The 12,769-nt window shown below is 71.7% G+C and carries 7 protein-coding genes; 2 read left to right on the top strand and 5 right to left on the bottom strand.

Annotated elements, in window-relative coordinates; all coding sequences use genetic code 11:
- Positions 1–109 precede the first annotated feature (109 nt).
- On the top strand, positions 110–922 hold the full coding sequence (locus Pka01_RS27095) for an SRPBCC family protein (RefSeq protein ID WP_203885723.1): 813 nt from the start codon (positions 110–112) through the stop codon (positions 920–922).
- 157 nt (positions 923–1,079) lie between these two features.
- On the opposite strand, the gene Pka01_RS27100 is transcribed toward Pka01_RS27095, so the two are convergent.
- Positions 1,080–2,120 (bottom strand): sulfotransferase family protein, encoded by a 1,041-nt coding sequence (locus Pka01_RS27100; protein WP_203885724.1) that lies wholly within the window; start codon positions 2,118–2,120, stop codon positions 1,080–1,082.
- Positions 2,121–2,239: 119 nt separating this feature from the next.
- Entirely contained in the window at positions 2,240–3,127 is an 888-nt protein-coding gene (locus tag Pka01_RS27105; protein WP_203885725.1) for a CDP-alcohol phosphatidyltransferase family protein, read from the bottom strand.
- A 155-nt stretch (positions 3,128–3,282) separates the two neighbouring features.
- Here Pka01_RS27105 and Pka01_RS27110 point away from each other — a divergent pair, with 155 nt between their 5' ends.
- Positions 3,283–4,863, top strand: a complete 1,581-nt coding sequence (locus Pka01_RS27110; RefSeq protein WP_203885726.1) for a stealth family protein — start codon at positions 3,283–3,285, stop codon at positions 4,861–4,863.
- Here the strand turns inward: Pka01_RS27110 and Pka01_RS27115 are convergent.
- The 3 genes from Pka01_RS27115 to Pka01_RS27125 are packed head-to-tail and all read right to left on the bottom strand — an operon-like array spanning position 4,830 to position 12,737.
- Positions 4,830–6,371 (bottom strand): glycosyltransferase family 39 protein, encoded by a 1,542-nt coding sequence (locus Pka01_RS27115; protein WP_203885727.1) that lies wholly within the window; start codon positions 6,369–6,371, stop codon positions 4,830–4,832. The genes Pka01_RS27110 and Pka01_RS27115 overlap by 34 nt on opposite strands.
- Positions 6,368–9,370, bottom strand: coding sequence for a bifunctional glycosyltransferase/CDP-glycerol:glycerophosphate glycerophosphotransferase (locus Pka01_RS27120; RefSeq protein ID WP_203885728.1), 3,003 nt, complete (start codon positions 9,368–9,370; stop codon positions 6,368–6,370). Before Pka01_RS27120 ends, Pka01_RS27115 begins: the two co-directional genes overlap by 4 nt.
- A 19-nt stretch (positions 9,371–9,389) precedes the next feature.
- On the bottom strand, positions 9,390–12,737 hold the full coding sequence (locus tag Pka01_RS27125) for a bifunctional glycosyltransferase/CDP-glycerol:glycerophosphate glycerophosphotransferase (RefSeq protein ID WP_203885729.1): 3,348 nt from the start codon (positions 12,735–12,737) through the stop codon (positions 9,390–9,392).
- Positions 12,738–12,769 lie beyond the last annotated feature (32 nt).

The following is a 12,769-nucleotide window of genomic DNA, read 5'->3' on the forward strand; positions in this document are numbered from 1 at the left end:
CGCGAGGTGGCGGATCCGGTTTCGCGAGTCGTAGTGTCACAAATGGGGGTTCGCGCGCGACCTCACGTCGGCTGCCGGGTCGCGGGCAATTTCAGAACGGAGTCGAGCCATGGCGATGCGCTTCGAGCACGAGTTCACGGTTCCGGTGCCGGTCGAGCAGGCCTGGGCGGTGCTCGTCGACGTCGAACGGATCGCCCCGTGCCTGCCGGGAGCGGCTCTGGAAACCGTCGAGGGCGGCGCCTTCACAGGTCGCATGCGGGTGAAGGTCGGGCCGATCACCGTCACCTACCGGGGAGAGGCGGCCTTCGAGGACGTCGACAAGGACGCGAGGACGGTCACGCTGAAGGCGTCGGGCAAGGAGGCCCGCGGGGCGGGCACCGCGAGCGCCGAGGTCACCGCCCGGCTCGTCCCCGAGGCCGACCGCACCCGGGTGCACGTGGACACGTCGTTCAACATCACAGGGAGGCCCGCGCAGTTCGGGCGGGGCGTGATGGCCGACGTCGGCGCCCGGCTCATCGACCGCTTCGCCGCCAACCTCGCCGCGCTCCTCGAAGAGGCCGGGGAGGAAGAGGACCGGGTGGAGTCCCCCGAGCCCGTCACCTCCGGGGCGGCCGGTCCGAGAGCTGGAGCCTCGGCGGGAGTCGCCGCGCCGGCCGGCGGAACACGGGCACCGGCGGGACAGGGCGCGAACGGCGGATCACATCCGGATCTTCGGGTGGTCCCGCCGTGGCCTGAGGCCGCGGGCAGCATCGACACCCAGCCTGAGGGCGTCTCGCGGGCCTACCGGTCCGCCGAGGAGGAGGCGCTCGACCTCCTCGAGGTCGCCGGCGCTCCGCTGGTGCGGCGGCTCGCGCCCGCGCTGGGCGCGTTGGCCGCCGTCGCCGTGCTGGCCTATCTGGTGCGCCGCCTGCTTCGCAGGTGAGGCGAGGGTGCCCGATGCCGCCCCATTCGAGAGGCGGCATCCGGGCGTCGCCGCGCGGGAGGCTCCGGGAAGCCAGGGATCGCTTCCGGGAGACCGGCCCGCCGCTGTGGAACGCGGTGTGTTGTCGTGGGCCGGATCGGCTCCCGCGCGGGATGCGTCAGCGGGCGACGAGTTCGCGGGTCCGCTGCTGGGGCAGCCCGGCCAGCCTGCGCTGGCCGTCGGTCAGCAGCGCCGCGATGGGGCCGGGCTCGCGGAGCCGGCTGAAGCGGTCGCGGTTGTACTTGCGCAGCCGCGCCGACCTGCGCTTGGACGCGGCGTCCTTGTACGCGGCCACGTGCTGGCGCTCGGCCTTGGGCGCGCTGCTGAGCTCGTACCCGTGGTGAGCCAGCCGCTCGCCGAGGACGTCCTCGGCGAGAGCGATCTCCCACGGCTCGAGCCGGGACGCCCAACTGCCCGTGCGGGCGGTGGTCACCTCCTGGTGGGTGTTGCTGTGCCACACCTTGTGCGAGGGCACGGCCACCTCGGCCATGTGGTGGGGCTCGCACATCGCCGGGTCGTAGTCCTCCCCGATGAACGTGCACAGCTTCTTGAGCTCGGCCTCGGGGTCTGCCGTCAGGTCCTCGTAGCGGAGCTGGTAGAAGGTGTCGGCCGGCAGCTTGCGTGCGTGACGGCGGCCGAAGTCGATCGCCTCCGCCCAGTTGGCCATCGCGCCGATGCTGTCCGGCTTGTACCAGGGCATCTCCTTCAGGGAGGCGACGCAGTCGCGGCCGTCCCTGACGATGTGCACGAACTGGGCGTCGGGGAACAGGCGCGTGAGGATCTCGACGTGCCGGTAGTAGCTGGGCCGCTTGTCGCCCCAGCGTGGCTTGCCGAACCGCTCGGCGTACGACTTGAAGACCATCCCGATGACCGAGCCGAGGCTGCCGGGGCCGAGCATGGCGGCCTGGACGAAGTCGGCCGTGTCGAGGCCGAGCTCCCGGAACTTGGTGTTGCGCCCGTTGGCGATCCACTTCGCGAGCTTGCGGCGGTGGTCGGCCAGCCGCATGTCGCCGTACATCCTGCGTGAGAAGTACGCGGTTCCTACGAAGCGCGTCTCCGGTGGAACGGCTATGCGCTGGTGGGAGTGCAGCATGAGCTGCAGCATCGTGGTGCCCGAGCGCGGGCAACCGACCACGAATACCGGCCTGTCGGACTGCATGAGATCAATCCCCCGTTGTGAGTTAAAAGGCGTGATGGCCGGCCGCCGCCCCCGTGGAGGCGGCCCGCCGCTCGCGTGCCGGGTGTGGGGTTCCGGCCCGCGGTATGGAGATTCGCCGATCAGACAAGGATCTGTTCCTTCTTCGGCGCGCTCTTGGGAATCTGGCGCGAAGCCAGCCACACGCGGTAGATGAGGCTGATCTCGAACGCCAGCAGCAGCGCGCCCGCGCCGATCGACGTCGGCACGAACGCCCATGAGCCGAGCAGTGGGGCGACGACGAACACCGCGGCCTCGAACTCGATCCCGCTGAAGAAATGTGTGCGTACGCGGTACTTGATGAGAGTGAGTCGGAAACGGTCGTACCAGGGGAACCGAGCGTGGAACTCCTTCTGCAGGTCGACCACCGCCTTGCCGTCCGCACGGTTCTCCTCGGCCTCTCGCGCCACTGTGAGCGCGTCCGTCTCCGGCCGTGCCTTGAGCACGTCCTCGACGAAGACCACCTGCGTCTGAGCTCTCGCCTTGGCCAGCGAGCGGGTGGCTTCCTTGACCTTCTTGAGCTGCGGCCCGTTGATGTAGCGGAAGAAGTCCAGGAGGACGACGCCCACGCCCGCGATGAGGAACCCGTGGTCCCCCGTGCGCGCGTACTCGCCGACGCCGAGCCCGAAGGCGCAGCAGGCGAACCTGATCCGGTCGCCGACGAAGTCGAGCCAGAGACCGAACGGCGTCCCGGTCCCCTTCAGACGGGCGATCTTCCCGTCCATGCAGTCGACCATGAAGCTCAGGTAGAACAGCGCCGCTCCGAGAGCCAGCTCCCCCACGCCGAACGCGGCCACGGAGCCGAAGCCCAAGAGCATCGAAAACCCCGTGAGCGCGTTAGGCGTGAGGGAGGTGTGGTTCGCGACGAGCAGCGCGAGCCGGCAGGCGATCGGGTCGACCATGAACACGGTCCACCAAGCGTCCCTCGACTTGCGAGTTGCGAGTATGTCGTCCAGCGTGTAGCGCCCCATGCAGGTAAGAATGACTACACGGAGTAGCGGACCACCCGCACTTCGACAACAGGCAGGGCATCTCGTTGCCAGTTCTTGACCGTCATCCCTACCTGGGTAAACCCTCGGCCAACGCCGTCGGCTATCCGTTACAGTCCGTGTCCGGGGGGGAGATCATGCCGGTTATCACCTTGTACCGGCAGCTGCAGGGGCGGCTGCCATCCGGGGAGACCACGCCGCGGTCGGCTCTGATCCGTGAGGACGCGAGCCCGCTTCAAGCGCAACGGGAGACCCTGGACATCGTCTGCAGGCGGCTGTCCGCCGCCAAAGTGTCCTATTTCTGCGTTCGTCCCATGCCGGGCCACCCGCCCGTCGTCGCCGTCGCACAGCGCGACCGCGAGCGGGCGCTCACCACGTTGGCCTCGATCGGCAAGCCGCTGCTCGCCGCGCGACTGCCGTACGGCAAGCGGGCAAGGGGCCGGGCGCCCGACGAGATCGGCCGGATGCGCCCGCTGAAGCGGGTGGCCGCGCAGCTGCACGACGCCTGGGCCGTGCGGGTGGGGCTGTACTTCACCAGCCCGTCGCGAACCTTGACGATCGGCCCCGAACACGGCTGTGACCTGGAGTTCTGGGCCAAGCAGAAAGGCATGCTCATCGCGCCACGGCCCAATCCCGCGTGCGCGAGCGTGCCGGCCAAGGCCAAGGCGGTCCAGGGGGGCGAGGAACTGTTCAACACGCTCGTGTCCGCGGGCCAGGGAGTGCGCACTTACCGGACGCGGCCGGAGTTCACCCGGCGCCTGGTCGGCGACATCGACTTCCCGATCGACGCGGTCTACACCTGGGTCGACGGCGCCGATCCCGCATGGCGCGCCCGTCGCGACCAGGCCCTCGCTGAGGGGGGCGGGCCGGCGGGCGCGCTCAGCGAGATGGCCACGACCGAGGCCAGGTTCACCAGCAGAGAGGAGCTGCGGTACTCCCTGCGCTCATTGCTGACGTACGCGCCGTGGATCAACCGCGTGTGGATCGTGACCGCCGGCCAGACGCCACCGTGGCTCGACACGACGCACCCCATGGTTCGCGTGGTGGATCACAAGGAGATCTTCAACGATCCCTCGGTGCTGCCGGTCTTCAACTCGCACGCGATCGAGACCCAGCTGCATCACATCGACGGGCTGGCCGAGCACTTCATCTACCTGAACGACGACTTCTTCCTGGGCAAGCCGCTCTCACCGCGGACGTTCTTCGAGGCGAACGGAATCACCCGGTTCTTCCCCAGCCTGGCGCACGTGCCGTTCGGCGCTCCCGAGTCCGAGGAGTCGCCGGTCCACGCGGCCGGCATGAACAACCGGCGCATGCTGGAGGACCTCTCAGGGCGAACGCTCACGCAGAAGCTGAAGCACGCGCCCTACGCCCTGCGCCGCTCCGTCCTGTACGAACTGGAGGAGCGGTTCAATGACGAGTTCGAGGCCACGTCGCGCAGCAGGTTCAGGCGCACGTCCGACATCTCGGCAGTGTCGTCGCTGGCGCACTACTACAGCTATCTGAACGGCAGGGCCGTGCCGGGCAACGTGGAGTACACCTACGTGGACCTGTCGCTGCGCAAGACGCCGGCCAAGCTGCGCCGCATGCTGGCCAGGCGCTGGCACGACGCCTTCTGTCTCAACGACACCGCGCCGACGACGGCCGAGCAGGACGCGCTGCTCGGCCGGTTCCTCAAGGCCTACTACCCGACGCCGACGCCGTTCGAGCTCCCCTGAGCCCGCACGGGAGCCGTGGCGGGTGCGCCTGACCGCCGTTCGTAGCGGACGACGAAAAGGCCCCGTGAGGTCCACCGGTCCGCCGGGACGTAGGAGTCGTCCAGGACGTCGAGTTGCCAGTTGCGGGTCTTCCCGGTGTGGCCGACCACCCACACGGTGGCGACGCCGGCCAGGCGGCCGGCCAGCGCCCGGCGCCCGACGTGGCGTCCGGCGAAGCTGCCGTCACGCGCGGGCGACCTGGACAGCGCCACGTCGTACAGGTGCGCGAAGGCACCCGGGTACACGAGCTCGTACTTCCTGACCTTGCCGGGGACGAACACCACGCCGTCCCCCGGCCGCGCCGAGGACGCGAGCACCGCCGCGACGGGTCCGGGATCGTCCTGCCTGCCGTCGGCCCCGCGCGTCGCGATCTGACCGGGAATCGACGACCCGAACGCCACGCACAGGAGGGCGACTGCGGCCTTCCTGGGAAGCGCGGCCAGCCCTGCCCCGGCGAGGAGCGCGGAGGCCGGCACGCTGGACGCGACGTACCGGAAGACGTAGACGTGGTGCCCCGCCCACGAGACGGCGAGCAGCACGAGCGGCGGAATCAGCAGCCAGGGCAGCGCCAGCCTGGTCAGCTCGGTGAGCGGCGCCCGGGCCGGCCGGCCGTGCCTGGCCCGCCTCGCCGGCCGGACCGCGCGGACGAGCCCGAAGATCGCGAGACCCCACATCAGTGGCGCGACCCCCGCCCACGCGGGAGTCAGCGCGCCCAGGTCCCCGAAGAGCTGGACGGCGAGCATGCCGGCGTCTTTTGCGTCGGGCGCGGTGATCCAGCCGATCTGCTCGCTCTGCCCGGACGCGAACCAGGCGAACGGTGCCACCACGGCGGTCGCCGGGATCGCGGCGGCGGCCCACCACCCGAAGGGTCGCCGCGACCAGGCGACGTAGACGCCGTGCGCCGCCACCACCAGGAACGCGAACAGGTTCAGGAAGGCCAGGGCCGCGAGGGCCGTGCCGTACAGGCCGAACGCCCGTCGCGACGGCTCCCGGACGGCGCGCAGGAGCAGCAGCGTCACGCCGATCGTCGCCGCCATCGTCATCGGATACGGCCTGGCCTCCTGGACGTACCGGGAGAAGACCGGTGTCATGGCCATCAGGACTCCGCCGTACAGGCCGGCTCGCCGGTCGCCGAGTGCCCGCCCGAGCGCGCCGACGCCCGCGGCGGCGAGCGCCCCGGCCAGGACGGACGGCAGGCGAAGCGCCACCTCACCGGTCCCGAACATCACCACGACGACGTGCATGAACGCGTAGTAGACGCCGTGCACCGCGTCGACGCCGCTCAGCAGGTGCGCGAGCTGGGAAGGCGTCCTGCTCACCGCGCTGACCGTCGCGGCCTCGTCCCGCCAGACCGGCGGGCCGCCCAGATCCCACAACCCGGCGACGAGCGCGAAAGCGGCCGGCACGGCGACACAGGCGGCCGGACGGGGGACGGACAGACGCGCCATGCGGGGGACGGCGAAGCTCATGTCAGCATCCTGGACACGACGCGTTCGGACGCTCGGCCGTCGTCCCACGGGCAGAAGGCGAATCGGAAGTCGTCATATCTGACCTTGTAGGACGATGGGTCGCCATATTTCAGGGCTGCTATGACCTCGTCGGACGTGCGGACGATCGGCCCCGGGGCGTCGGCCTCGAAGTCGAAGTAGAAACCGCGCATCTCGTCGCGGTACCGCTCGAGGTCGTAGGCGAAGAACACCATCGGCCGGCCCGTGCAGGCGAAGTCGAACAGAGCCGACGAGTAGTCCGAGACGAGCACGTCAGCGGCGGCCAACAGGTCGGCCATATCCGGAAATCTCGAGACATCGATGGCGCCGGGCGGGACGGACATGCGATCGGCCACGAGGTAGTGCGCCCGCACCAGCAGCACGTGGTCGTCGCCCAGGGCGTCCACGGCCCGGCCGGCGTCGAGCCGCAGGCGGAGATCCCCCGGGGCGCCCGGCTCGCCGTCCCGCCACGTGGGCGCGTAGAGGACGATCGTCTTGTCCTCGGGGACGCCGAGGAGGCGGCGCACCCGCGAGCCGTGATCCTGACGGAACAGCACGTCGTTGCGGGGATAGCCCGAGTTCAGCACCTCGCCGGGGAAGCCGAAGGCGCTGCGCAGGATGGGCGTGGAGAACGGGTTGGGCGAGATCAGCACGTCCCACATCGCGGCATAGCGCTCCAGGTCGCCGTCCAGGTCCCGCTGCGCGTACGGCATGGCGCCGATGTCGCGGCCCAGGCGTTTGAGCGGGGTGCCGTGCCAGGTCTGCACGAACAGCTGATCCGGCCGCTTGCGGTACCAGCTGGGCTGGGTCCTCCGGTTCGCGACGACGAAACGGCTGGTCCGCAGGGCGTGCTCGTGTTCGCGTGAGCCGTACAGGACCGTGCGTACGCCCGGCGGCGGCGCGAACTGACCGTCCCGCGTGACCCAGATCAGCTCCGTGCCCGGGCGCCTGCGCGCGAGTTCCTCGGAGATCGCCCTCGGGTTGCAGGAGTACTGGCCGCCTCCGTAACTGTCGAACAGCGCGGCGTCCCCGAGCCGTCCGCCGCCGCGGAGCAGGCCGCCCGCGAATCCGCCGTGGAACAGGCCGCGCCCCCGCCGCCGCAGCGTCGCTCGACGGCCGCGCTCGTCCGGACCCAGCGCTGGCCTGACCGCCAGGCTGAGCTCCCCGGCCAGGTTCGTGCGGAAGGAGATCTCGTGGATCGGGGTCGTGTACGGGCCGGGCAGCTCCGCCACCAGGCCGGGGCTCAGCCGCAGCCGCCTGCCGCCTGCCGACACCCGCCACGTCCCGCTGTGCAGGGGCAGTCCCCCTGCCGTCCTGCCGATCACGGCCGACCAGCGGTCGCCGTCACGGCGCAGCGGCCATTCGTGGCGTTCCGCCCCGCACGCCGCCGTGATCCGGTCCCCGTCGCCGTCCCCCGTCCCGGACAGCACCAGTTCGTGGCCGCCGGTCCATTCGGCGGCGGTCACCTGGTCTCCCGGGTACGGCTCCGGGGCCGGACGGCCGGCGGCCCTGAGGACCAGCCCGTCCTCGCGGGTGAGAGTGACGCGAACGCCGCCGTCGCGGAACGTCCGTTCGCCCGCGCTCCGGGCGCCCGCGGCGCGGCCGGACCGGGTCACCCCCCGGGCCGAGACGCGGACGTGGAGCGTCCAGCGGCCGGACGGCAGGTCGTGCGCCACGACCTCGGTCGCGAAGCCTGACATGTCATGACTCACGGCGGACTGCCGGGAGTCCGCGGTCACATCCGGCCGTGGAATCCGCGTGACGGGCAGTTCGATCCGCTCGTCGCCGCGCCGGAGCCAGAGCTCCAGGCGGCCGCGCCGGCTGCCGAGATGGGCGATGTACGCATGGCCCTCGATCCGCACCACGCCGTCGCCGCCGCTTCGCACGTCGTCGACACGCGCGCGGAGTTCGAGGTCGTGCTCGGCGGAGAAGACCTCGTCGGGGATCCTGTCGTCGTACAGGAAGGGGTAGTCGTGGAACCAGCGGGGCCGTAACAGGCCGCGCCGGACGACGCCGCGGTCCATCACCTGCTCCGCGGCGAAGCGCTGGACCTCCGACAGCTCCTTCGCCATCCCCCGGAGGAGCAGGAAGAACATGAGCCGCCTGAGCGCGGTCGACCCGTCGGCCGCCGTCGGGTGCAGTGTCGCGAGGGCCGGTGCGAGAGCCCAGAGCCCGCCGAGGTCCCTCCGGACGGCGGCGGAGTCGAGGACCTCGGCGACCGCCTCCTCCACCTCGCCGTCCCAGTGCGCCCTCAGCCGGGGGTCGTGCCGCTCCAGCAGGGCGGAGACCTCCAGCATGGCCGCCAGCCGCCGTTCGGGGTCGCCTGGCTCCTCCGCAATGGGACGGCACAGCCGTACGACGTCGCCGAGCACGTCCGTCGACCGGGAGAGCACGTGCGCGGGAACGGCGACGGGGAAGTCCGAGGGCACGCCGCCGGGGAACCGGAACCGGTGTTCGTCCCAGAACGTGCGGCGGAAGACCTTGTCCTCCACCGACCGGTCATGGATCAGCCGGGGAAGCCTCGTGACGTGCGTGCGGAGGACGTCCGGACCGCCGGTCTCCCCGGCGGGAAGCCGGGCGCGTTCGTCCTGCGTGCGTCCCGTGGTCAGCGGAGCGGACCTTCCACAGGCCAGATCCGACCCGGTGGCCTCGAGGCTGTCCACCAGCGCCCGGTAGGCGCCGACGGGCACCACGGAACCGGCGCCGGCGAAGGCGAGATAGGTCCCCGTGGCCCGCTCGGCTCCCGCGTTCCTCGCCGCGGCGGCGTCGCGGCCCTCCGGCACGACGACGCACGACCACCGGTCTCGTACGGCTCCCGCCGCCTGACCGGCGAGCACGATCTCGATCCTCGCGAGGGCCTGGCCCCTGAGCGAGTCGAGGCAGTCCTCGAGATGCTCCTCCTCACCCAGGACGGGCACGACCACCGAGAGCGCGGGAGGCACGCGGGCAGGCGTCGACCGGCAGGCGGATGCGTGGTCCATCAGTCTCGATCCCGTCGCGTCAGGCGAACAGCCGGTCGGCCACCCGGGCGGCGGCCCGGCCGTCGTCCAGCGGGCAGTGGCGTGCGACGAACGCGTCGCCCAGGCCCGCGTACTTCTCCGCGACCTCGCCGAGGTCGCGGATCGCCTCGGCGACCTCGTCGGCGCTTCTCACCCACGGGCCCGGCGCCTCCGCCCGGAAGTCGAGGTAGAGCCCGGCGGGCGGGACGTCGACGTGGAACAGGATGGGACGGCCCGTGACGGCGAAGTCGAACATCGCCCTCGAGCAGTCCGTCACAAGCGCGTCCGCGGCGAGGTAGAGCTCGTGGTCGTCGGGGAACGCCGACACGTCGAGCACGCCGGGGGGCGCGGACCCGCCCTGGTCCGCACGGCGGGCGAGCAGCACGCGGTCGTCGCGGAGCGCGGCCACGAGGCGTTCGAGGTCGAGCGTCTCCTCCCCTTCCGGGGCGTACAGGACGAGCCGCCACCCGTCCGGGATTCCGAGCGTCCTCCTGACGCGCGCGGCGGCCGCCTCGTGTCCCGGCGCCCGCAGGACGTCGTTGCGCGGCAGCCCCGTCTCCACGATCTCCCCGTGGAACCCGAAGGCCTCGCGCAGCAGCGGCGTCCACCACGGCCCGGCCGACAGCAGGTGGCTCCACTGCGCGACCTGCCTGGACAGCCGCCCATGCCGTACGGCCGCGTCGTGGCCGATCTTCTTCAGCGGGGACCCGTGCCAGGTCTGCAGGACCGTCTGACCGGGGCGGCGCTCGAACCAGGGCGGCAGATGGTCGTTGGTGACGACGTAACGGCAGCGGGCGAGCGCCTCGTAGTACTCCCGCCCGTGCGTCCGGACAGCCTCCACGTCACCGGGCAACGCCACCTGGCCGTCGCGCACGTTCCACAGGACGGTGAGCTCCGTCCCCCGCCGCCTGAGCTCCTCATAGATGGCACGAGGGCTGTCGGAGAACGCCGTGCCGTCGTCGCAGTCGAACAGGACCGCGGGCAACAGTGCCCTTTCCCGCAGCGCCGGATAGGACTCCTTGCGCAGCGTCCGCTGAGCCCGCGCGCCCCGCTCGTCGCCCGACAGATCTCCGCTCACGGCGAGGACCGCGTGCCCGGTCCGGTCTCCGTCGAGCGTGAAGGTGCGCCGGGCGGTCTCGTGGACCAGTGCGCAGCCGGGTGCGAACTCGACCGGCAGGTCCCTGTCCGAACCCCGGACCCGCAGAGCCAGGCCGTACCGGCCGCGCGGCAGCGGAAGCCGGCCCAGCGGCGAGCCGACCGCCTCCGGCAGGAGCCGCGCGCGGAACCCGGCGCCCGTCCCTTCGACCGGCGCCGTCCGTTCAAGCCTGCCGTCACGCGCGCGCACCACGAGGGCGTCCGGCTCGTACGGCTCGGCGAAGCCGCCCTCGATCAGCAGTTCGCCGCCGGGGAGCCATTCCGCGAGGTCCACGAACGCGGCCGCGGGCTGGTCGCGCAGCACGAGGCCGCCGCCGTGGTCGCGGAACACCACGATCTCCCGCCCGGCGAGGCCGTGACGCCCGGCGGGAAGGTCCTCGGCGAAGGTGACCGGTGTCACCACGCCGTCGGCCGACCGCACCTCGACCATCCATTCGGCGGGCCGGTCCGGCACCCCCTGCTCGGTGACTGACGTCCGGCGCGTCGGCAGGATGTCGCGCAGGTCGATGTCGGCCGTGAACACGCGGCCGTCGGTCCTGATCGGATAGAGCAGCGGCACGCCGCCGGGCCTGCGCGTCACGCGGAGCACCGGTTCCCGGCCGCAGCCCTCGATCTCCCCTTCCAGGCGCAACCGGCCGCCCCACAGGTTCTGCCTGACGACCCGCGCCCGCTCGCCGTTCACGCGCAGGGCCAGGACCCCGGCTTCCGTGAAGAGCGGCACCACGTACCGGCCCCGCCCGGCCTGCCTGGCGCCCACCTGAACCGAGCGGGCCGCCCCCGGATCGGCGAGCGGCCCCCGCACGACTGTGCCCCGATGGAGGAGCCGCATCTCGACGTGCCACAGCCCCTCGTCGGAGGCGGCGCCGAGCCGCCTCGGATCTATGGTGAGGCGGAACCCGCCCCAGTCCTCGCGGCCGTCCTGCCCGCCCCTGGACACCTTCGCGCGCCTGACCGACGCGCCGACGCGGACGCGCCGGCCGGACTCCTCATGGACGAGCGACGCGAAGACCTGCTGGTGGAGCCGCCGGGTCGGGCGCAGATGACGTGGCGTCGCCCGTCCCTCCACGACCAGCCTGCCGTCCCGCCAGCCGATCTCGTCGATCCGGTGGTGGAGGGTGTCCGCGGTGCGCGACAGCGCGGCGGGCAGCCGTTCCAGCAACGGGGTGGCCAGGTAGGACCGGCCGAGCCGGCGCACGAGCCTTTCCCCCGGCGCGGCCTGGCGGTCCCAGGTGACGACCTCCAGCAGGTCGGCCGTCCGCCTGTGCCGGACGAGGTGCCATTCCAGCCGCTTGATGGCGGGCAGCCCGTCCAGCACGGCGGGCGGGACACGGGCCAGATACTCTCCGGCGAGGTCGAGGAAGCGGCCGCGGTAGGCCTCCGACGCCTGGTCGAGGACGCCGACGAAGTTCGTCAGGTCGCTGTCGAGCACGGCGTGGTCCCACGCGGGGATGTGATCGCCGAGCCCCTCGGCCTCGAGGAACTCCCGCACCGACCACACGGCGGCGAAGCGGTCGGTCAGATGCCGCACCCCGGTCTTCTCCTGGGTGATGGAACGGCTGCCCGCGGCGCGTTCGCGCCACAGGTACACCTGCGTCGGCAACACGTCGACGGAGCCCGCGAGTGCGTGGCCGCGCAACGCCACGAGCATGTCCTCGTACAGCACGCCGTGCGGAAAGCTGAAGCCGTGCGCGTCCCAGAAGGACCGGCGCCACAACTTGTTGGTGACCTGCCGGTCCCTCATCAGGACCGCGGTCCGCCTCACGTGCGTGGTGACCGCCGGGCCGGCGAAGACGGCACGGTGCATCGCCGACTGCCGCACCCGCCGCCCGTCGTACCTGCCGACGTTGCCCGTGGCCAGGTCGGAACCGGACTCCAGCAGGCTCGCCAGCATGTGCTCGAGCGCGTACGGCGGGAGCAGGTCGTCGCTGTCGAGGAAGGCGAGGAAGTCGCCGGTCGCGTGGCGCACCCCCCTGTCGCGCGCCGCGCCCAGGCCGAGGTTGGCCTGGCGGATCAGCCGGAACCGCCCGTCCCGCGCGGCGAACCGCCCGGCGATCTCCGCGCTCGAGTCGGGGGACCCGTCGTCGACCATGACGACGTCGATGTCCTCCCAGGTCTGTGCCGCCACCGACTCCAGGCAGGCGGGAAGGTAGAGCTCCACGTCGTAGATCGGGACGATGACGCTGATGCGAGGCACAGGTGTAATCCTTCGAACTCGTCCGTCGGCTG

Origin of the sequence: Planotetraspora kaengkrachanensis, from assembly GCF_016862895.1 — a bacterium.
GTDB lineage: Bacteria > Actinomycetota > Actinomycetes > Streptosporangiales > Streptosporangiaceae > Planotetraspora > Planotetraspora kaengkrachanensis.

Bases quoted from the DNA above. Each gene is read 5' to 3' on its own strand.
- Pka01_RS27095 (WP_203885723.1), top strand. From the start codon at position 110: ATGGCGATGCGCTTCGAGCACGAGTTCACGGTTCCGGTGCCGGTCGAG.
- Pka01_RS27100 (WP_203885724.1), bottom strand. From the start codon at position 2,120: ATGCAGTCCGACAGGCCGGTATTCGTGGTCGGTTGCCCGCGCTCGGGC.
- Pka01_RS27105 (WP_203885725.1), bottom strand. From the start codon at position 3,127: ATGGGGCGCTACACGCTGGACGACATACTCGCAACTCGCAAGTCGAGG.
- Pka01_RS27110 (WP_203885726.1), top strand. From the start codon at position 3,283: ATGCCGGTTATCACCTTGTACCGGCAGCTGCAGGGGCGGCTGCCATCC.
- Pka01_RS27115 (WP_203885727.1), bottom strand. From the start codon at position 6,371: ATGAGCTTCGCCGTCCCCCGCATGGCGCGTCTGTCCGTCCCCCGTCCG.
- Pka01_RS27120 (WP_203885728.1), bottom strand. From the start codon at position 9,370: ATGGACCACGCATCCGCCTGCCGGTCGACGCCTGCCCGCGTGCCTCCC.